Annotated in this window: 13 protein-coding genes; 5 read left to right on the top strand and 8 right to left on the bottom strand. The window is 34.1% G+C overall.

Annotation, left to right across the window (positions count from 1 at the left end):
• Window positions 1-399: 399 nt before the first annotated feature.
• The 7 genes from EMN46_RS15960 to htpG all read right to left on the bottom strand — a co-directional run bounded on the left by EMN46_RS15960 (window position 400) and on the right by htpG (window position 10,624).
• Complete coding sequence (locus EMN46_RS15960) at window positions 400-693, bottom strand: PG0541 family transporter-associated protein (protein ID WP_154201820.1); 294 nt, start codon at window positions 691-693, stop codon at window positions 400-402.
• Between the two features lie 80 nt (window positions 694-773).
• Complete coding sequence (locus EMN46_RS15955) at window positions 774-3,890, bottom strand: efflux RND transporter permease subunit (RefSeq protein ID WP_154201819.1); 3,117 nt, start codon at window positions 3,888-3,890, stop codon at window positions 774-776.
• A 29-nt stretch (window positions 3,891-3,919) separates the two neighbouring features.
• Entirely contained in the window at window positions 3,920-4,975 is a 1,056-nt protein-coding gene (locus EMN46_RS15950; RefSeq protein WP_154201818.1) for an efflux RND transporter periplasmic adaptor subunit, read from the bottom strand.
• A gap of 11 nt (window positions 4,976-4,986) precedes the next feature.
• A complete protein-coding gene (locus EMN46_RS15945) occupies window positions 4,987-6,282 on the bottom strand; it encodes a TolC family protein (protein WP_154201817.1) in 1,296 nt (431 codons plus the stop codon).
• A gap of 164 nt (window positions 6,283-6,446) precedes the next feature.
• Complete coding sequence (locus EMN46_RS15940; RefSeq protein WP_154201816.1) at window positions 6,447-6,884, bottom strand: MarR family winged helix-turn-helix transcriptional regulator; 438 nt, start codon at window positions 6,882-6,884, stop codon at window positions 6,447-6,449.
• Window positions 6,885-7,367: 483 nt separating this feature from the next.
• Window positions 7,368-7,823, bottom strand: coding sequence for a hypothetical protein (locus EMN46_RS15935; RefSeq protein WP_154201815.1), 456 nt, complete (start codon window positions 7,821-7,823; stop codon window positions 7,368-7,370).
• A gap of 749 nt (window positions 7,824-8,572) precedes the next feature.
• On the bottom strand, window positions 8,573-10,624 hold the full coding sequence (gene htpG, locus EMN46_RS15930; protein WP_154201814.1) for a molecular chaperone HtpG: 2,052 nt from the start codon (window positions 10,622-10,624) through the stop codon (window positions 8,573-8,575).
• A 257-nt stretch (window positions 10,625-10,881) separates the two neighbouring features.
• Between htpG and EMN46_RS15925 the strand changes: the two genes are divergently transcribed.
• The 5 genes from EMN46_RS15925 to EMN46_RS15905 all read left to right on the top strand — a co-directional run bounded on the left by EMN46_RS15925 (window position 10,882) and on the right by EMN46_RS15905 (window position 18,853).
• Window positions 10,882-11,673, top strand: coding sequence for an ABC transporter ATP-binding protein (locus EMN46_RS15925; protein WP_154201813.1), 792 nt, complete (start codon window positions 10,882-10,884; stop codon window positions 11,671-11,673).
• Window positions 11,674-11,676: 3 nt separating this feature from the next.
• Window positions 11,677-13,335 carry a hypothetical protein gene (locus EMN46_RS15920; protein ID WP_229130397.1) on the top strand — a complete coding sequence of 553 codons (1,659 nt, stop codon included), beginning with the start codon at window positions 11,677-11,679 and terminating at the stop codon, window positions 13,333-13,335.
• A 104-nt stretch (window positions 13,336-13,439) separates the two neighbouring features.
• Window positions 13,440-14,900 (top strand): aminoacyl-histidine dipeptidase, encoded by a 1,461-nt coding sequence (locus EMN46_RS15915; protein WP_154201811.1) that lies wholly within the window; start codon window positions 13,440-13,442, stop codon window positions 14,898-14,900.
• 158 nt (window positions 14,901-15,058) lie between these two features.
• Window positions 15,059-17,077 carry an alpha amylase C-terminal domain-containing protein gene (locus EMN46_RS15910; RefSeq protein WP_154201810.1) on the top strand — a complete coding sequence of 673 codons (2,019 nt, stop codon included), beginning with the start codon at window positions 15,059-15,061 and terminating at the stop codon, window positions 17,075-17,077.
• An 81-nt stretch (window positions 17,078-17,158) separates the two neighbouring features.
• Window positions 17,159-18,853 (top strand): alpha-amylase family glycosyl hydrolase, encoded by a 1,695-nt coding sequence (locus EMN46_RS15905; RefSeq protein ID WP_154201809.1) that lies wholly within the window; start codon window positions 17,159-17,161, stop codon window positions 18,851-18,853.
• 153 nt (window positions 18,854-19,006) lie between these two features.
• Here EMN46_RS15905 and glgP read toward each other — a convergent pair whose 3' ends face one another.
• Window positions 19,007-23,251 carry an alpha-glucan family phosphorylase gene (gene glgP / locus EMN46_RS15900; protein ID WP_154201808.1) on the bottom strand — a complete coding sequence of 1,415 codons (4,245 nt, stop codon included), beginning with the start codon at window positions 23,249-23,251 and terminating at the stop codon, window positions 19,007-19,009.
• Between the last annotated feature and the right edge of the window lie 53 nt (window positions 23,252-23,304).

The following is a 23,304-nucleotide window of genomic DNA, read 5'->3' as shown; positions in this document are numbered from 1 at the left end:
AAGTAATAAATAGAGCCAAAATAAAATTTAGAAGTAAGCTAATTATTTTTAAGCTGATAAGAGGCTTAATTTGTGGAGCAGTTTGTGAGTAGGTTTCTATAAAAGCTGTATACGAACCAAAAAGATTAATAATGTCGCGACCTTCTGGTGTAAGAACTAGAAAACCTAAACCTTTATCTTTTGCCCATTCGTTTGATAAAAGCTTTGATTTTTAATCATCTAAATGAAATTAATTTTTAAAATTATTCATGATTACTTATATGTTCACTAGTTTGTTATATAAAAGTAAATGAGAAAGCCACATCCTCGTAAGGTTGTGGCTTTCTATTTTAAACTAGATCTGTATTCGAGAAGAATATCTTTAGTTTGATGTATCAATAATTAAATTTAAGCATGGAATTAAATACTGTTTTCTATATTCCACACAAAAGCTCTTAATCCTTGTGCCGGAACTTTTTCATCCAACGTTTTTATTTGGGCTAAAAGTAAGTCCACCTTTTCATCTTCAACCATGCTTAAATGAGCATTGTTCAATTCGGGCCAAGTGTGCGTTCCTTCATGTGGTTCTCCTTTATCTGAACCTTTTCCTTTAATATCCATCCATTGGGTAAAACCACGAATGGAGAGTTTGTCCAATATAGCCTGAACTTCAAATGTAAGTGATTGATTATATGATATAAATACAGCTTTCATCTTTTTTTCTATTTTAGATTAATATAAAATATGCAGGATATCATGTGAATTGCATCCTGCAAATAATTCTTACACCATTTCTAAACTGTTTTTTGTTCAATGGCCTTTTTTTGACGTTTAATTTTACCGACACCAAATACGGTGTAAATTGTTGGAATAAGAACCAAAGTTATGACTGTTGAGAAAATTAGACCACCAAACACGGTAATCCCCATTGGTCGCCACGTTTCGGAACCGCTACCTTTTAATACAATCATCGGCAACATAGCCAGTATGGTTGTTAATGATGTCATTAATACGGGTCTTAATCTTGAGCGACCACCAGCAATAACAGCTTGCTTAAGTGAATTTCCTTTATCGACCAACAAATTGATATAGTCAACTAAAACAATACCATTCTTAACAACAATACCTACCAGCATTACCATACCTATCATCGATATAACATTAATAGTGGCATTAAATAAGTATAAGGAAATGAATACGCCAGTAAATGCAAACGGAATTGAAAACATGATAATCAATGGTTCGGATAATGATTCAAACTGAGAAGCCATCACAATATAAACCAATATTATAATTAGAGCCATTAACATAAATAGATCACTAAAAGAGTCCTGCATATCCTCAATACTACCTCCATATTCAATAGAAACACCATCAGGGATATCCATTGTTTCAAGTTTTTTATCTAGTTCCTGTTGAATAGAGCCTAGATCAGTACCAAAAATTGCTGATGAAACTTTTACAAGACGTTGTTTGTTCTCTCTTTCGATATTTGGTAGTGCGTAATAGTGTTTTAGTTGAGCTATTTCGCTCACTTTAACTGATTTGCCCGTGGGGGTTATGATACTTATGTTTTCAATATCATTGGTCGAATGCCTGTATTTTTCATCGTAACGCACAATTACATCATATTCATTCCCATCTTCTTTATATTTTGTTGCAGTTAATCCTGTAATTCTGTTTCGTATCGCGTTTGCAACCATAGTCGTATTCAAGCCAAAAAAGGTCATCTTTTCCTGATTTATAAGCAATTTCATTTCTGCTTTTTCTCTGTCACGACTAATTAAGAGGTCTTTAGTTCCTTTAATCTTTTTTAAGGCATTATAAATCTCTTCGGCTACAAGATTTGTTTTATCAAAATTCTCACCAAAAATTTTCACTTCCATTTTGCTTCCGCCTCCCATTTTCTGATTCTTAGAACTACCTGGATCAACATAAAATTTTTCAATTTCTGGTAGCTTTTCAATGTCATGACGCATTTCTTCACCAATTTCAAAAATATTTCGGTCACGTTCATTAAAAGGTTTCAAGGCTATTGTATAAGTTATGATATAGTTCCCCGTTTCTTGAAACATGGATGCTAAACTATTTTCGTCGCCAACACCTGCACTAGATGAAACGACAGTAAATTCTGGATATTTTGCTGAAAACAATGAATCAAGGTAATGAGCTGTTTTAATGGTTTCATCCAATTTTACACCCTGAGCCAGTTTTACCTGTGCTGATATTTGATCGTTATCTTGCGGTGGCATAAATTCAGACCCAATAAATTTGAGTAAAAATAAGGATGACAAAAATATAAATGTCCCTCCTGCAATAGTTAGCCAACGATGACCAACAGCCCATTTTAATATATTCTCATAAAAATCATCCATTTTGGTAAGCATGGCTTGAGAGAGAAAATAAAGTTTTCCTGTAAAAGTGTTTTTATCAGGTTCTTTATATTTTAAGATCGTTGATGACAACATAGGCACAAGTGTCAAAGCAACAATTACAGATGTAGCAATAGCAATGGTTACAACCCAACCTAAAGGTTTGAATATCATACCTGTCATTCCGCCAAGCATTGTTAATGGAAGAAATACTGCTACGATTGTTAAAGTAGATGCAATAACCGCAAGGCTTACTTCATTTGTACCATAAATAGCCGATTCTCGAGCAAATCCACCCCGTTCAAGTTTCTTTGTAATGTTTTCAAGAACTACAATGGAGTCATCAACCACCATACCAATGGCTATGGAAAGCGATGAAAGTGTAATGATATTAATTGTATTGCTTGAAATATACATATAGATAAATCCGGCGATTAAAGAAATTGGGATTGAAAGTGCTACAATTAAAGTTGATCTCCAACGGCCTAAGAACAACATAACAACAATGACAACAAAGAATAAAGCATAAAGTATCGTTTCCGTAAGATTACTTATGGAAGCCTGTGTATTCAATGATGTATCCAATAATGTTTCGATTTTTATATCGGGAGGTAATGTCTGTTTAATTTTCTTTAATTTTTCTTTAATCTTGTTTGCTACAGTAACCGTATTGGCATCAGAGGTTTTTTGCACCATTATTCTGACTGTTTTATGCCCGTTGGCTCTTTCGTACGATTTAATATCTTTTAAGCTGTCTTGTACAGTGGCAACATCTCGTAAATAAACAGGATGTCCACTTGCATTACTGATAATAATGTTTTTTATAACGCTACTATTTTCGAACTCACCTTCGAGCCGAAGGGGAATATCCGATTTACCCATTTCAAGATTACCTGATGGCAAATTAATATTATTAGCAGCCAAAACTTGACCAATTTGTTCAACAGACAGTTGATATGCATCTAATTTTCTCGGATCCACATTAATATTAATAGCTCGTATGGGAGCACCAATCATAAATACGCTACCGACTCCTTCAATTCTATTCAGTGGCTGAATGAGTTTATCATCTAATATATCTGAAATACCTATATAACTTTCTTCGGCAGAGGCTGTCATAATCATTACAGGTATCATACTTGTGCTTAATCGAAAAATAATCGGATTTTCGACATCATCAGGCAATTCTTTATCAACCAAACTTACTGCATCTCTTACTTCGTTGGTTGCATTATCCAAATCAGTACCCCATTCAAATTCCAAAGCAATAACCGATGTGTTATCTTTAGAAGTGGAAGTCATCTTTTTAAGATTGGTGAGTGTCCCCATTCCATCTTCCAAGATTTTTGTAATATTTTGCTCTATATCTTCGGCATTTGCTCCTGTGTAAGAGGTCATAACAGAGATGTACGGAGGATCCATTTTAGGAAAAAAATCAACGGGTAAATTAAGATAGGAATACATCCCGAAAATGATTACCCCAAGAAATATCATAATTACACTTACGGGCTTTTTAACTGCTGTACTATATAAACTCATAATACTTTTATTTATTAAACTAATCGATCCTATTTAATGATAGTAATTGGGCTTTGGTTTTGTAATTTATTTTGTCCTTCCACAACTATTTCATCTCCTACTTTAATTCCTTTTACAATCTCAGTTTTATCATCAATAATACGGCCTGTTTTAACGGGCTTTTTTATGGCGATATTATTTTCGTTTACAAACAAATACATATCGTCTGTTCCTGTTTGTTTTATTAAAGCAATCATAGGAACCAAAATAGCATCTCCTTTGCCCATGTTTAATTCTATTTTAGCGAACATTCCTGGGCGAAGTTTTGACTCGGAATTATTAATTTTCACTTCAACCGTAAATGTTTTAGTAGCATTATCAATGGTTGGGTATATATTATAAATCTCACCTTTAAAAATCTCATCAGGATAAATATTAGAAACTATATCTACTTTCATACCTTTTTTAGTTTCTGGAAAATAAATTTCTGATAATCCTACAAGAGCTTTAAGCTGTTTGATTTGTACAATTGTTACTATTGCAGATTTACCCGCTTGTGTGTTGGGTGTTCCTGAAAAATTTTCGCCATTCTCAAAATATTTACCAGAAATAGTACCATCAAAAGGAGCTTTTATTTGGGTATTATCTAAAAGAAATTGAAAACTGACTTTTGCTGCTTCATAAGCAGTTTTTACTTCGTCGTATTGTTGATCAGCAATCGTATTTGTTTTTTTTAGCGTATCTAAACGTTTGAAGTTGGTTTCTAGGTTTATTAAATTAAGGCGAGCCGACTCTAGGTTAGTGGGATCCATGCTTGCTATAATTTGTCCTTTTGATACATGATCACCAATTTCCACATTAATCTCCTTAATCTTACCAGGAGTTGCAGGAGCAAGGTAAACTTCTTCAAAAGGGATTAAGCTTGCCGTGTACTCAATGGTTTTGGTTACAGATTTAATATACAATTTTGCCGTTTTAACCGGTATAGCTTGTTTTACATCTTGTTCATCTGTTGTGGTTTCACCCTTTTTAGAATCACATGATATCGTTCCTAGGGATACGATTCCTACTGCGATGGATATAATCCATATGCTACTTAATTTCATTTTTATAATATTTAAATATTATTGTTCAATTTTCGTAAGGCTAATTTGGCATTTAATAATTGAAGTAATGTTCCAGTTAAGTCTGTTTCTGCGGAAAGATAATCGTTATTTGCACTGGTTATATCCAAGCTGGAAGCAACGCCTTGTTGAAATTTCCGATTCATTTGTTCCAATACTTCTTTTGCAACCTGAACATTTTTTTCTTGGGAATAATATTGTTCCAATAAGTTCTCATAATTGAATTCTAATTGTTTTTCCTGCAAGTTTAATTGATCAACTAATAAGTCTTTCGTGTTATTATTTATGTCATAATCAATTTTTGCTTGATTTAATTGTGATCTTCTCATGCCTCCTGAAAATAAAGGTATATTCAAAGTTAATCCCAGTGAATTTTTTGGACTCATATCAAAAACGGGTTCCTTTAGTTTTTTTGTATATGAATAGAAAGCTACTAATGAAGGTAAATAGCTTGCTTTAGCCATATTTATCGATTTCTTTGATATTTCACCTTGTATGGATATTAATTTGTAATCCATATTGTTTTCTATATTGAAGTTTTCAATTGGATTTAATTGAGTCGATGTTGTAATATCATCAAGTGAGGTAGATAAGGTGATTTGTTGATTCGAATCCAGACCCAAGTTTAAGCGTAATAAATTATAAGCTAGTTCCACTTGTCTTTCATTCGATTTGACAGCATTATTTACTGATGTTACCATTACGGAAAGTTTTTTTGCATCAGTTTGCTCGATTATGCCTGCATTTGCCAGATTAGATGTCTTTTCATAAAGAGTTTTGGCATTTTTTAGGTTTCCTTTTAGTGTATTTAATATTCGTTCGCTAGCCAATATCATATAGTAAGCCTGAATGGTTTGATCTTTAACATCGAGTTCGTCTTTCTGATAACTTTGTTCGGTAATACTCTTTGTAAGTTTTGCCATTTGAATGCCAACAATATAATTGCCGTTAAAAATTAATTGGCTTGCACTAAGGTTAAAATTACTTGTAGGATTAAACTTAATAACAGCAGGTGCTGCTGCGGGGTCAAGTTGCAAGGATGCTTCAGCTCCCAAAAAACTTGTGTAATCTATTGATGCGTCTATTTGGGGCAAGCCTTTTGAAATGGCCTCTTTTATTTGCTGACTTGATTTGTCAATAGCAAATCTCGAATTTGTTAGTGTCTTATTGTGAATAATGGCATAATTAACAGCACTGTCTAATGATAGTACTATGGGGTCTTGTGCTTTTAGCGAGAAAATACTTAAACAAAAAATACTGCTAAAAAAGAATTTTAAGATTGTTCTCATTTGTAAATATTTTAATTTTTACGATTTAAGTGGATCTGTCCATTTAAAGTCGTATCAAAATTTCTATTTTTAAATAATGTTGGTATTGTTTTTATTTAAAAGTTATTTCATATTAAAAGATTCTATTGTCAATTGTTGACTTTGTCAACTAATGACATAAGAAATTATAATTTTTGTACATTAATTCTAATATGGTTTATGACTTTAAGAAAAGTATCTTTATCAGAATCAGAAACACCTTGTTGTATATCGAATATTAACTTATCTATTATTTTAGAATATTTTTTTAATACTCGATACCCTATTTTTGTAATCATTAAATAATTTTTTCGTCGGTCCTTATTATCAACAACTCTTCTAATTAACTCTTTCTCTTCTAGTGAATCAATTAATCGTAGTATGGCCGATTTATCTTTTCCCATAATTTCTGCCATATCTTTTTGTATGACATCTTCTTCTTTAAGAGATATAGCCTGCAATAGCTCATATTGATCAGTAGATAACGTAATTTCTTCATCATTTAATCCGTTGAAACGTTTCTTTAACATTCGAAATATTTCGCGATTCATTTTGTCTAATAAAGAAAAATCCTTTGTTTCCATTTTTATAATTTAAAGTTTACTAAATGTAAGAAATAATTAGTTGATAAACACAACTAATAGGGGGAAATATTCTTTTGTTAAAAAGTGAATTTACTTTTGGGCGTTTAAAATTGTAGATATTTTGTGAATTTTTGGATTGAATGTTCTTCCCTATAGGTTTTAACAGGTTGTTAAGACTTGCGAGTGTGTTGTAATCTTGCTTAGCAAAATGTTTTTAGTGAAAAATGAGGTGGGTGAAAATTTAAATCTTTGAACTTGGTTAGTGTGCAGTTAAAGTTAGGTAAGTATTATTTTGCAGATGAAATGTTACTTCATTAATTATCTGTCATGTCTTTTTTGCCGCTTGTGCATAACTATGGGGATAAGATACACGGGATCTATAGTCGGTTTTATGATGTCTTGGTTAAGGTTTGGAGGTAACTAAAGCTCCAAACATATCTAGTTGGGAAATGCTCTATAAATGATGACTAAATATCTGAATTGTTATTTTTTCATCGTTTGATGCAAAGAATCAATTGTAGCTTGTTGTGCTTCAATCTGAGTTTTCTGACCTTCAATAATTTTGTCATCATTGTTTTTAGTCATCAAAAGGAAAGCAATAAATAGAATCAAAATAAGATTTAGAACCAAGCTAATTGTTTTTAAACTAATAGGAGGCTTAATTTGTGGAGCAGTTTGTGAATAGGTTTCTATAAAAGCTGTGTAAGATCCAAAAACATTGATAATGTCACGTCCTTCGGGAGTTAAAATAAGAAAACCCAAACCTTGATCTTTTGCCCATTCGTTTGATATAAACTCCTCGATAATCGATTCGTATATGGGACTGTCATCCTCAGTATTAAGATTTTCCATTCCCCAACAAGCAATATCTAAAGCTTCATTTTCGGGTTGAGCATAAAGGGCATCGAATATATAACTAATGAATTCTGTTCTTTCCATGGGTTTCTAATTTCTAAATTGAGCACAAAGATAAAAGCTTTGTTGTTGAATCATCGAAATAAAATCGTTTTTTAGAATTATAGGATAATTATTTGAGTGCTTAAAAATTGGTTGATGATATTTTTTTTCTAAAAATCTTGACTTAATTATAGAAATTGGGCTTTCCGCCCAACCGAGCTTATTGCGAGCTCATGAGTTTTACGAATAAACCCAACATCATTTGTTCATTTAGTAATTGATTTCATTTGTATTCACGATTTCCGCTACGCTCCAATTCTTGTCTTGAAACAAGAAACGAAGCAAAGAAATTATTTCATTATTTTTGCTTCACTCGACATTGTTCAAGCAAGCTTGACACTGTACTTACTTATCGCAAAAATACAAGGCTACTTTTTAAATACCTTTCTTATTAGTTCATAAGTGTTTATTATATAAGGCATTCATGATTTCTGCTTCGCTTCAGTTTGTCTCATGCTTAAGTGCGGCCGGGTGATTTTCGAACAATCCGCCTAAGGCGGATCCTGGTCTTTCTAAAGCCTTCGTTAAACAAAAGATATTAAAAAAAGATGCCATCTCTTAAAGTGCTCATAAAATAAACTCAGTTTTAAATTTAATTGTGATTATGTCAGGATTATATATTAGAGGTGTTTAGGCCGCAATTGATTAGTAACTAGAAAGTAAGAAAGCCACATCCTCGTAAGGTTGTGGCTTTCTATTTAAAACTCGATTCGAATTAGTAACCGAACAGTCTATTTTATTAGTTTGATACTACGTTTCACAAAATTAGCCAACTCTTGACCTTTAAGCATGTTGTTAGCAAGTAGAGCAAGATCGATCAATTGTTTCACAATTTTATTGTCCTTACCAAAGCCAGTTAATAAAGCTTCACGTTCAGCGTTAATCGTTGTGATTTGTTTTTGAACCTCAGCCATTTTATCTTTTTCCTCTTGAGGAACTTCGTCTTCTTTTTTGTCCTTTTTAAGGGCTTCAAGAGCTTCTCTTTCGGCAACCACAGGAGTCAATTTTGCTGCAACTTCTGCAATTTTGTCGCTTAGTTCAGCATCTTTACTCTTAAGAATTGTTTCGATAAGTGGATGATCGGTATTAACAACCAAATTGTACGAATCTGGCATTTCGCCGTACATTGCCATTCCTGGATTCATAGCAGCCATATCTTTCATACGACGCATAAATTCAGCTTGGGTAATCATCAATGGCTGAGCTTCTTCTCCTAAAGATTCGAAAGCAACAATGTAGTTAACTTTCTCTTTAGGTAATTGAGAGTTGAATACAGGAATCAAATCGTTTCTCTGCTCTTCAGATAATTTAGAAGTCTTCACTTCATCTTTCTGAATCAACTTGTCAACAATATCAGAATCGACACGAACATATTTAGTTGTCGTAGTCTTTTGCTCTAATGTGTTAATTAGGTGATTATCCAACTGGCTATCCATCAATAATACATCGTAACCTTTAGCCTTAGCTTGGTCGATATAAGTGTATTGTTCTTCAGCGTTAGTTGAATATAGGCAAATCATGTTACCGTCTTTGTCAGTCTGATTTTCCTTAACGATTGCTTCGTATTCTTCAGTAGTAAAGTATTTACCTTCTGTGTTTTTAAGCAACATAAATTTCTTAGCACGATCGTAGAATTTTTCTTCGCTAAGCATACCATACTGAACGAAAATTCTCAAATCATCCCATTTGTTTTCGAAGTCTTTACGATCTTTTTTAAAGATATCGAAAAGGCTATCAGCTACTTTTTTAGTGATATGGTTAGATATTTTCTTAACGTTACTATCGCTCTGTAGGTATGAACGAGATACGTTCAAAGGAATATCTGGAGAATCGATTACACCATGTAATAGAGTCAAAAATTCTGGAACGATACCTTCAACCGAATCGGTAACAAATACCTGGTTGCAGTATAGTTGAATTTTATTTTTCTGAATTTCAACCGAGTTTTTCAACTTAGGGAAATAAAGAATACCTGTTAAGTTAAATGGGAAGTCTACATTCAAGTGAATGTGGAACAAAGGATCTTCGCCCATTGGATATAACTGTCGGTAGAAATCTTTGTAATTTTCTTCAGTTAAATCAGCTGGTTTTTTTGTCCATGCTGGATTGGTGTCGTTTATAATATTGGCTTCTTCAGTCTCAACATCTTTACCATCTTTCCACTCTTTTTTCTTTCCAAAAGTGATTTCTACAGGTAAGAATTTACAGTATTTATCCAAAAGCTGTTGAATACGATTTTCTTCCAAAAATTCTTTTCCATCTTCAGAGATATGCATCACGATATCCGTACCACGATCAGCTTTCTCAACTTTTTCCAGTGTAAACTCAGGATTACCTTCGCAACTCCATTTTACAGCTTCAGCACCTTCTTTATGCGAACGAGTAATAATATCAACTTTATCAGATACCATGAAAGAAGAATAGAAACCTAAACCGAAGTGACCTATAATGGCATTGGCTTGGTCCTTATATTTATCCATGAATTCTTCAGCTCCTGAAAAAGCAATTTGGTTGATATATTTTTCAACTTCCTCTTCAGTTAGACCAATACCACGGTCAGAAACAGTAAGCGTTTTTGCTTCTTTGTCAAGTTTAACTGAAACGTTAAGCTCACCTAGTTCTCCTTTAAATTCGCCTGTTGCAGCTAAAGTTTTTAGCTTTTGAGTTGCATCAATTGCATTCGAAACGATTTCACGTAAAAAGATATCGTGATCTGAGTATAAGAATTTTTTAATAATCGGGAACAGATCCTGACTGGTAACACCAATTTTTCCTGTTGACATATTTTCAAATTTTAATTGTTATTTAAATTTTACGAATGATCTTTTGTCAAAGCCTGTGCCACGACTTATCGTCTGACAAAACGACATAAAAACAGAAGATATTTCAGTGTAAGCGGCGTGTAAGTCTGACAGTGCTGTTCGTTTCGATCTATTAAAAGATCATTTCTATCTTGATAAAAGATATTTTGTTAACTTAATGTTGTATCTGTTTGGGTTTTTATTAGCTTTAATCTCAATTTATTTACAAAAAATAATCTATGAACTCACGTACCGTCATATCAATAAAGAACCTGCATAAATCGTATAAAAATGGAGTGACTGTTAATCATGTATTAAAAGGTCTTGATTTGGATATTAAGTCGGGTCAAATTATTGGATATATAGGACCCAATGGAGCTGGGAAATCGACTACAGTAAAAATTCTTTGTGGTATACTTACCGATTTTGAAGGCGATATTAAGGTTTTAGATATGGATTTACGAACCAACGATATTGAAGTTAAAAAACGTATTGGTTATATTCCTGAAAATGCGGCTTTGTACGATACATTAACGCCAAGTGAATATTTACAGTTTGTAGGTGAACTTCATGGCATGGAAGAGGAGGATATTCAAACTAAGACAGCTAAACTTCTTAATTTATTTGAGATGAAAGCACATGCCAACGAACGTATGAATAGCTTTTCCAAAGGAATGAAACAGAAAATACTTATCATATCGGGTTTGATTCATAATCCTGATATCATTTTTATGGATGAACCTTTGTCAGGTTTAGATGCTAATGCGGTTATTATTGTGAAGCGCGTTTTACAGCAATTGGCAAGAGAAGGTAAAACTATTTTCTACAGTTCACACATTATGGATGTGGTTGAGAAAATATCAGACCGAATTATTTTGATTGATAATGGTGTTGTTTTGGCAGACGGTAGTTACGAAGAGTTGAATTCTGATTCCCACAATGAGTCGTTGGAGAATCTATTTACAAAACTAACGGGAACCTCAGGACATAGTGAAACAGCCAACGAGATTATTAATGTATTTGAGAACTAAGCTATGGTTAACTTTATTATTAGAATAGTCCGTCTTTTTAAGGGTTTATTCACAATGATGGGAGTAGATTATCATCAATTAGAATGTATCCTAAGGGTAAAACTGACTATGGATAACCGTCGAGGTTTTTCTACTTCTACAAAAAAGAAGGATTCGAGTAATCAACTTATACTTCAATCAGTAGTTTACGCAGTTATTGGAATTTTTATAGGCACCTTAATCAACTCTGTTGGCGATGTATTAACTGCTTATACAATGGTGTTTTCAATTGTTATGGTGATGATTGCCATGTTAATGATATCAGAATTTTCGGTTATTCTTATCGACACAAGAGACAATGCTATTCTTCTTCCTCGGCCTATAAATAGCAGAACAATGACTTTGGCTAAGATCTTGCATATTGCTATTTACCTTCTGCATTTAAGTTTGTCATTATCTATAGCTTCGGTTGTTTTTACCGTAATTAATTATGGCTTTGTGGCAGGTTTGTTCTTTTTGCTAATGATTTTTCTAGCTACATTATTCACCTTATTCTTGACGAATTTATTCTATTTGGGATTGATGAGATTTGTAAATGGTGAAAAGTTGAAAGATATCATGGTTTATTTTCAGATTGCGATGGCTATCATTTTTATGGGAGCTTATCAGCTTTTACCACGCTTGATTGAGATGAACGATTTGTATAATTCACAAATGAAAGTAGAGTGGTTTACTTACCTTATTCCTTCTGTTTGGTTTTCTGGTTCAATAACAGCTCTAATATCTTCAGTTTATAGTCTAGAGAATATCACCTTTTTGTTTTTAGCACTCTTACTTCCTTTGGGGAGTCTTTGGCTTATTATAAAATATCTTTCTCCAAAATTTAGTCTACGATTAAGTCAGATGGATGTGAACGTCTCTAAACCTGCAAAAAGGAAAGAGGAGAAAGCAAATCGATTTAGTTACTCAAATAAAGTGGCTCAACTATTGACTCAAAGTACTATTGAATGCACGAGTTTTAAAATGGTTTGGAAAATGAGTGGGAGGGAACGTAAGTTTAAACAAACAGCCTTTCCTGCTTTTGGTTATATTTTTGTTCTGATTGTAGTCACCCTGTTTCAAGTAGGAGGTGATGAAGATCAATTCGCAAATTTATTCGCATCGAAACGCTATTTATTGTTTGTTTATTTTTCCATGTTTGCTGCTTTTGCAGTTTGTATGAATATTATTTATAGTGACGAACCTAAATCAAGTTGGTTTTTTACTTCTATGCCAATTTCAAAACCAGGAGATATTCTTTCGGGTACAATTAAAGCTGTATTTGCTAAATATGTTTTGCCTCTATATACTGTAATTGCTGGTCTTATTCTCTATTTTTGGTCGTATAAAACGCTTCCCGATCTTATTTATGCCTTTGCATCTATTATGGTTATTACCTCATTAGTTACTGTGATGCAAAGTAAAGCTTTACCTTTTTCCAAGGAGCGTTCGTCGCAAGATTCGGGGAATAATTTTATGAAAGGTCTTTTAATGATGTTATCAGCAGGTCTACTTGGATTAACACATTGGGGTTTGACCTATATCCAATATGGTGTTATTGCAGGTTTACCTATCATGTTAGTTTTGCAATACTTAAGTTTCAGATATATTAAACACATTAAATGGAATCAAATAGAAGATTAGTTTTATGCTAGCTTTTTGTATCTTTGAGTTTATTGAAAAAGAATACTAATATCGATTGATATTGATAATGGAATATGTATCAATTCAAATAAAAAAAATATACAATGAGCATACTCAGTGGATTAGAACCTAAAGTAATTTGGGAACATTTTGAAGACATTTGTCAAGTTCCCCGCCCTTCAAAAAAAGAAGAGAAAATTATTGAATTCCTTATGGATTTCGGTAAAAAATTGAATCTTGAAACCAAGCGTGATGAGATTGGTAATGTTTTAATCAGTAAGCCTGCAACTCCTGGTAAGGAGAATCTTAAGACTGTTGTTTTGCAGTCGCATATGGATATGGTTTGTGAGAAAAACTCTTCCACGGAACACAATTTTGATACAGATCCTATTATTCCTTGGATTGATGGGGAATGGGTTAAAGCAAAAGGAACAACTCTTGGTGCTGACGATGGTATTGGTGTAGCTGCTGAAATGGCACTTTTATCTTCTACCGATATTGAGCATGGTCCTATTGAATGTTTATTTACTGTTGATGAGGAGACTGGCTTATCAGGAGCTTTCGCGCTTCAGCCCGGTTTTGTTAGCGGTAATATTCTATTGAATCTCGACTCTGAAGATGAGGGTGAAATTTTCTTAGGATGTGCTGGAGGTATTGATACTTTAGCAACCCTGTCGTACACAGAAGAAGCTATTCCTGCTGAATCTTTCGCTGTTCGTTTGAATGTCAGTGGTTTACAAGGTGGTCACTCAGGTGATGAGATTAATAAGAACCGTGGAAATTCAAATAAAATTCTGAATCGTTTCCTTTGGGAGATTAACAAGAAGTATGATGTTCGTTTAGCTGATTTTGCAGGTGGTAATTTGCGTAATGCAATTCCTCGAGAAGCTTATGCTGTAGTTGTTATTCCATCTAAATTTAAGGAGCAAATTCGTGTCGATTTGAACATTTATGCTGCCGAAATGGAAAATGTTTGGGCTATTGCGGAACCAAAACTTAAGATTGAGCTAGAATCTACTGATATGCCAGCTTTTGTTTGCGATAAAGCAACATCTAACAATTTATTTGATGCGCTTTATGCTTGTCCTCATGGTGTGTTTACAATGAGTACTCGTATGCCAGGTATGGTTGAGACTTCGAATAATTTAGCATCGGTTAAGTTTATTGATGATGATAAAATTTTCATTACCACTTCGCAGCGTAGCGATGTTGATAGCGAAAAATACAATATTGCACAGAATGTGGGTGTTGCCTTTACTATGGCTGGTGCTAAAATAGAACATTCTGAAGGATATCCTGGATGGGCTCCAAATCCTGATTCAGCAATTTTAAAAGTGGCTGTTAAGTCATACGAGCGCTTGTTCAATGTTGAGCCAGTTGCACGTTCTATTCACGCAGGTTTAGAGTGTGGTTTATTCCTTGAAAAATATCCACATATGGATATGATTTCTTTTGGACCAACCTTACGTGACGTTCACTCACCAGACGAAAGAATTAATATTGAAACAGTCAATAAATTTTGGAAACATTTATTAGATATTTTAGTAAATATTCCTTCTAACTAGCGCTAATTAATTGATATAATATAAATAGTGATTCCTTTTGGAGTCGCTATTTTTTTTGGTCTAAATATTCGTTTTGTGTTAGTTGTCTGATTGTATTTTTGTAACTTGTCTAGGCTATTTTATTAAGAAAAATCACTCCTGAAAAAAGATATGTCCTAATGAGTCAAAACTTAAAACTTATACAAATAGATCCATTTTTAGAGGATTATAAATCAGTTATTTATAAACGAAAACTTGCTGTAGAGAAAAAAGAAACAGAAATCATAAAAGGCTTAGAATCACTAGAGTCTTTTGCTAACGGTTATTTGTACTTTGGTTTACATAGATGCGAGTGTGGATGGATTTTCCGTGAATGGGCACCCAATGCAAGTCATATTTTTCTAGTTGGAGATATGAACGATTGGCAAGATTCTAAAGCGTTTGAATTTACTAGGAAGGCTAATGGTGTTTGGGAGTTGAGCTTGGATGAGGGCGCTCTTCATCATCGTGATTTATATCGACTTTCAATTCATTGGGAATCGGGAAGTGGTGAGCGTTTGCCATCGTATGTTAATCGTGTGGTTCAGGATGCCGATACCTTGGTATATAGTGCTCAGGTTTGGCAGCCCCAAGCTGATTTTATTTGGCAAAACGATAACAATATTCAGGAACATAAATCGCCTTTAATTTACGAAGCTCATGTAGGTATGGCTACCGAAGAAGAGAAGGTGGGCAGTTTCGATGAGTTTAGAAAAAATATTCTGCCAAGAATACAAAAGTCGGGTTATAATACCATCCAATTGATGGCCGTTCAGGAACACCCTTATTATGGATCATTTGGCTATCATGTTTCCAATTATTTTGCAGTTTCGTCTCGCTTTGGTACACCCGAAGACCTAAAGACGCTTATTGATGAAGCTCATGGCATGGGCATTCGTGTGATTATCGATTTGGTGCATTCACATTCGGTGAAAAATGAAGCTGAAGGATTGGGCAATTTTGATGGCACGCCTAATCAATATTTCCACGAAGGTGCCAGACGAAACCATCAGGCATGGGATTCCCTTTGTTTTGATTATGGTAAAAATGAGGTTTTACATTTCCTATTATCAAATATTAAATATTGGATCAGCGAATTCCATTGCGATGGATTTCGTTTCGATGGAGTGACATCCATGCTCTATTTAAATCATGGTTTGGAGTGCGATTTCACCTCTTACGATATGTATTTTAATGGCGGTCAGGATGAGGATGCGATTACTTATTTGGCGTTGGCGAATAAATTAATGAAACAACTCAACCCTAATTCAATTTCGGTAGCCGAAGAAATGAGTGGCTATCCAGGACTTACTTTGCCAATTGATGAAGGAGGCTTGGAATTTGATTACCGCTTGGCAATGGGTATTCCTGATTATTGGATTAAGTTGATTAAGGAAGTTAAGGATGAGGCTTGGAATGTTGGCGAGATTTATTGGGAGTTATCTAATAAGCGAATAGAAGAAAAAACGATCAGTTATGTTGAGTCACACGATCAGGCTTTAGTGGGCGATATGACCCTTATATTTCGTTTGATTGGTAAAGAAATGTATTGGAATATGAAAAAGGGAAGTAAGAGCCTTGAAGTCGAAAGAGGCATTGCTTTACACAAAATGATTCGTTTGATAACACTTGCCAGTTCGGGAGGGGGATATCTTAATTTTATGGGTAATGAATTTGGTCATCCAGAGTGGATTGATTTTCCTCGCAAAGGTAACGATTGGTCCTATAAATATGCCAGAAGGCAATGGCATTTGGCTGATGATAAGGCATTGCGTTTCGAGACATTAAATCAATTTGATGAGGCTATGATTCAGATGGTTGATAATAAATTAAACTTGAAATATAGTAAGCCTGAGTTGACGCAACAAGATGAAGCAAACAAGGTTTTAGCTTTTTATCGAGGCGATTTACTTTTTGTGTTTAATTTCAACCCTTCAGAATCTTTTTCAGATTATGCTATTCCAGTACGTTCTGGCAAATATCATATCATATTGAGTTCCGATAACGAAGAGTTTGGTGGTTTTGATCGTATCGACACAAAACAAACATACTATTCTAAAGCCTTAGTGTCTATGGCCAAATATCATAAACTCAACGTATATATTCCATCGCGTTGTGCCTTAGTTTTTGAACATATACCTTCTAAAAGAATGGTCTAATTTGTTAATGTTTGATGTGTTAGTTTTCACATGTTTGTTCCGTAATACTTGAATTTTAATCTGTATTAGATCTTAAAAAAAATGAAACCAATTATATATCAAATTTTAACTCGTCTTTTTGGGAATAAAAATGAGAACTGTAAATTCAACGGAACACGCGATGAAAATGGTGTTGGGAAGATGAATGATATATCTGAACAGGCACTATTAGAGATTCGAAAGTTAGGCATAACACATGTGTGGTATACAGGCATTATCGAGCATGCAATTATCGAAGGTTATCCCGAATCTAATATTCCCAACGGTAATCCTCTAGTTATAAAAGGCAAGGCAGGTTCTCCTTATGCTATTAAAGATTATTACGATGTAAATCCAGATTTGGCTATTGATGTGGACAAACGAATTGAGGAATTTCAAGGCTTAATTTCGCGAACACATTCAGCAGGCATGAAGGTAATTATTGATTTTGTTCCGAATCATCTGGCTCGGGAATATCAATCTGATAAGAAACCTTTTGGAATCGATGATTTTGGGAAGGAAGATGATCTCTCAAAAGTTTTCGATAGGGATAATAATTTCTATTATTTACCAAACGATAGTTTGCACTTACCAGAGTCTATATTGCAGGCGCATTCCAATGCAAGTTATTCTGAAAATCCAGCTAAAGCAACCGGTAATGATGTCTTTTCTGCTTATCCGTCCAATAATGATTGGTATGAAACGGTTAAGTTAAATTATGGTGTTGATTACCTGAATAATAGGAGTAAGCATTTTGATCCCATTCCAGATACTTGGCTTAAAATGGAACAAGTGATTTCTTATTGGGCTCAGATGGGGGTGGATGGATTCCGTTGCGATATGGCAGAAATGGTACCCGTAGAATTTTGGGCTTGGATGATTCCATCGGTAAAATTAAAGTACCCTATGCTGACTTTTATTGCCGAAGTTTATAATCCTGCTGAATACGATAATTATATTGATAATGGGAAGTTCGATTATTTGTACGATAAAGTTGGGCTGTATGATACGCTGAAGGATGTGATTCAATCTTCTCGTTGGGCATCGGATATTTCTCAATGTTGGCAAAGTTTGAATGGAAAAGATGCTTACATGTTGCGTTTTCTCGAGAATCATGATGAACAACGAATAGCATCGTCTTATTTTGCCTCAGATCCGAGGAAAGCACTTCCAGCTATGCTTATTTCGGCAAGTCTTAATAAAGGGCCTGTTATGCTTTATTTTGGACAAGAAGTGGGCGATGGAGCTGATGGAGCCTCTGGTTTTAGTGGTGATGATGGCAGAACAACTATTTTTGATTATTGGCGAGTGCCTCAGCATCAAAAATGGATGAACCAAGGGAAGTTTGATGGCGGACAGTTATCTGACTTACAAAAAGAGCTAAGAAAATCTTATCGGGATATATTAGATATAGCACAAAAGGATGCTGTAGCTAATGGAGAATTTTATGATTTGATGTGGTGTAATTCACATTCCGATGAATTTGATCATTCAAAAATATATGCCTACTTGCGTTATTCTGCAAATCAGACATTGCTCATATTGGTTAATTTCGATAGTAAGGACAGAGATGTAAGATTGAAGATTCCCCAACATGCAATTGAGTTAATGGGGTACAATATGAATGATAAACTCAGTTTAGAAATCAATGAATCTAAAGTCCAAGAGATTACTTGTGAAGAATTAAGTCAAAACGGAAATCTGTTTAAACTGTCTAAATGGGGATATTGTGTTTGCGAAATATCAACTCTTATTTGATGTTGGATAATTTGAATTTAGATTGATAAAATTCATTTATAAAATAAAACGGCTGAAATTAATTTCAGCCGTTTTTTTATTAGAATCAAGATTTGATTATGAATTCAAGTCTCTCTATTTTTCTTTATTCTGATTAAACACAATTGGTGTTTTTTAGATCCATCTCACGTAGCAAAAATCTTGTCGGTGTTGTAAATTTTCGTTATCGGCATACATTCTAAGTCCAAAATCGAAAACACCAGCATCAGAAAGAGGTAGATTTAATTTGTAGAAAGCTAGACTATTAACTTTTTTATCGAGAACTAGTTTTCGTGTCTCTATTTTCCCCAAATTTTTGGGGTCGGTAGACGAACGAAGTACCAACTCAACACATATTGAATCGTCAATAAGCTCTTTTAAATCTAATACAACTTCGATATGATAAATATCACTAGAGATGTATTGTTTCTTTTGTGAATTTGGGGTATCAACCGAAATGACCTCAATTTTGTCCCAATATTTAAGAATATGATATTTCCACGTAACAATATCCTTAACCATTTGGTAGTCATTTGTTTTCAGTTTTTTAACCCTTTCATACATTTTAGAGTAAAACTTCTCATTATAATCATCCATCATACGTTTAGTTGTATAATGTGGTGCAATTTCGGCAATACATTTTTTAATATATTGTATCCATTTTACCGGTAATTTGTCATTTTCACGATCGTAAAATAAAGGAATAATGTCGTTCTCAAACATATAGTATATGGTTTGAGCATCTAATTGATCCTGGAAATTCTGATTTTCATAGGTTTTCTTCTCAGTGATTGCCCAACCTGCTCCATCTCTATAGCCTTCTAGCCACCAGCCATCAAGTACACTAAAGTTAAGAACACCATTCATTACGGCTTTTTCACCTGATGTTCCCGATGCTTCAAGAGGTCGGGTTGGCGTGTTCATCCAAATATCTACACCACTTACTAAGAGTTTGCCAAGTGCAATATCGTAGTTTTCCAAAAATAGGATTTTACCCGCAAATTCTGGTTGGCGCGATATCTCAACAATCTTCTTAATTAAATCCTGACCTGCTTTATCAGCAGGATGTGCTTTCCCAGCAAAAATAAATTGAACTGGTCGTTCTGGATTATTCAAGATTTTAGATAAACGGTCTAAATCGCTAAATAAAAGATGCGCACGTTTGTAGGTTGCAAATCTTCGAGCAAAACCAATGGTTAAAGCATTTTCATTAATTCCCTCAATTGTATTCACCATCTTGCGAGGGTCTTCGTAACGTTTAATCCAATTTTTACTAAATCGAGTTCTTATATAATTAATGAGTTTTTTGCGGAGAATTTGTCGGTTTTCCCAAATTTTCTCATCGGCTACATTGTATATTTTTTTCCAATATTCAGGATTTGACTGATCATGAATGAAATTTTTGGAGAATTCCGATTCGTAAAGCGAACGCCATTCTTTAGCTGTCCACGATGGGTAATGGACGCCATTGGTAACATAACCTATATGTAATTCTTCAGGGAAAAATCCAGCATATAGATTGTTAAACATTTCTTGAGACACTTTTCCGTGCAACCAGCTTACACCATTCATTTGTAGAGATGTATTGGCTGCTAAATTACTCATTGAGAATTTTTCCTTATGATCTTTAGGATTAACTCTTCCTAAAGCTAAAAATTGTTCCCAATTAATTCCTAGTTGTAAAGGCACAGAAGGAAGATAATAACGAACCATACCTTCTTCAAAAGTATCGTGACCTGCTGGTACAGGCGTGTGTGTTGTAAATAAAGAGCCTGCTTTTACAATTTCAAGGGCTTCACTATAAGAATGAGATTTGGCCGTTAACTGTATAAGTCGTTCTACATTAATTAATGCAGCATGTCCTTCGTTACAATGGTATAAATCAGGATTTATATCGAGCGCATTTAGAGTTCTAATACCACCTATACCTAATAATATTTCTTGTTTGATTCTATTATCCCAATCGCCACCATAAAGTTGATGCGTAATAACTTTATCTTCTTCTGCATTAACTTTCGTATCGGTATCTAATAAATAGAGAGGAATTCGACCTACATCTACACGGAATATTTTTGCAGTTACAGTTCTATTTGCAATTTCAACACTTATTGTTAGGGGTAATCCAGCAGAATCTCTTACCTGTGTTATAGGTAAGTGAGAAAATTTTTGTTCTTCGATGATTACTTGTTGCTCTCCTTTTAAAGACAGACTTTGCTTGAAATAGCCAAACCTATACATAAATCCAATTCCAACCATATTCACATTTGAATCACTGGCTTCTTTCATGTAATCTCCTGCTAGAATACCAAGACCACCTGAATATATTTTTAGATTATCATTTAGACCATACTCCATAGAGAAATAAGCAATTTTTGCTTTATTTTCATCTGGTTTTACATCTATATAATCATTAAAATCCTGATAGATTTTATTATATTTCTTCATAAAATCTTTATCAACAATCAACTCAGATAAGCGTTTACTGCTTACTTGTTTTAAAAGTAGAATTGGATTTTCATCACACCTTTTCCAAAGTTCAGGATCTATAGATTTAAATAAAGATATAGCAGAGTAATTCCACGACCACCAAATATTCATTGAAAGATCTTCTAGTCCTTTTATTTGTTCTGGTAGGTTTGAACCGATAAACAATTTTCGCCAATTGACTTTATTGGCTTTACTAATTCCGAATTGTTGGTTTAAGTCGTCAAAATTTTCGTCTCTATCGGTAAGGTTTCTGTTTACATTATTTTTAATGGCAATACTATATGCCTGATGATAGTAACTGATAAAAAGACGCCATAGCGCATTTTTAGAAAATGCTTGACTGTTATTTCTAACCTCTTCAAAATCTGTTGATGATTTCTTTGAGAAGGATAAAATAGAAGTACTCAAGTTTTCGACTAATTCCAATGAATTATGGTCGGTACGTTCTAGAACTTCAACGCCCACCGATTCTAAATTATTACCATCAAAATCGGTTGCCCATTTTCCAAAACCAGCTAAAGAGGTTGTTATTGTAGGCACTTTAAAAGCGATACTTTCAAGAGGTGTGTAGCCCCAAGGTTCATAGTATGATGGGAAAATAGATAAGTCAAGACCTACAAGCAAGTTGTAATAAGATAGGTTGAAAATTCCATCTTCGCCATTTAAATATGTAGGACAAAGAATAACTTTTACTTTACTATCTGCCGAATTGGTAAAACCTAAACTTTGAATTTTATTAAGAATGGCATCATTGTAGTTATTTAAATTGTGAGTAATAAAAGGATTAGGCAGTACGTGGCTGTCACTTCTGTTACTTATATTATTTAATAAATCTTCACGAGGACCTTTTTGATCACCGGGTATTAATAAATAAGCTACAATTTCTCTATCGAGGCTTTTGTTGGCATTAAGTTTAGCCAAGGATTCCAAAAAGATGTCTATTCCTTTATTTTTATATTCATAACGACCACTGGTTCCTATAAACATGGTATCAGCAGATAATTTGTGTCCAATTAAAGCTTCGGTAACTTGTTTTAATTTGTAACGAGATAAGCTTCTTTTTTCCTCAAGTTCAGCACCAACAGGAACAAAGTCATCTTCGAATCCATTGGGAGTGACAATATTTACAGGGCGACCATAAAAATGACGACATTCATTTGCTGTAATGCCGCTTACAGTGGCCAAACAATCTGCAGCTGTGGCAGCTGCGTACTCTAAGGAACATTTAGAAGTAACATGATACTGAGCTGCTTTCTTTTTGGGATCAAAAGATTCCAAATTGTCATATAAATTCTCGTAATTGCTTGCTAGCACGCGCCCCATCATGGTTGCATGAGTTGTAAATAGGGTTGTAATTTCAGATGAGCTCATCTCTATATAAAGACAGCCTGCTCCCGACATCCATTCGTGAAAATGAGCTATTGGAATATCTGATTCCGATAATTTCAAATCAACGAAGTTCTCAATTATCATACCACTGGCATAGCCAAATAGTGCAGCCTCAACATATTCCCATTCGGCTTCGTAGGATTCTACGTTGTAGACTTCCCAAAGACGTGCAAAAATTTCATCTTTTCGAGGAATCAAACTCTTAAAATCAACCAAAATGGCTATAGGTTTTCCTGGTATTAGCCAATGGCCAACTCTAACTTTTAGTCCAGTGAAATCCATTTGTTGTTTCCATTCTTTAAATAGATTGGCATCTTCCTCAAATTCCTTGCATGGATTATTTTCAGTCCAAATGTCGGGACCGATGTAGATAATCTGATCCCCAAAATTTTTTTTCAAGGATAAGGCCTTAGTTGAAATAACGGTATGTATTCCCCCAACTTTATTACAAACTTCCCAACTAACTTCAAATATATAATTTGGTTTCGTTTTTAGATCTTTCATTAGTATTGAATTATTAATATTTTAGAGAGGTTTCCATATGTTTAGAAGATCTC

Source organism: Ancylomarina sp. 16SWW S1-10-2, assembly GCF_009669305.1.
In the GTDB taxonomy this organism is placed as follows: domain Bacteria; phylum Bacteroidota; class Bacteroidia; order Bacteroidales; family Marinifilaceae; genus Ancylomarina.
Note: the sequence above shows the minus strand (reverse complement) of the source record. Positions and strands in the feature narration are given on the sequence as shown.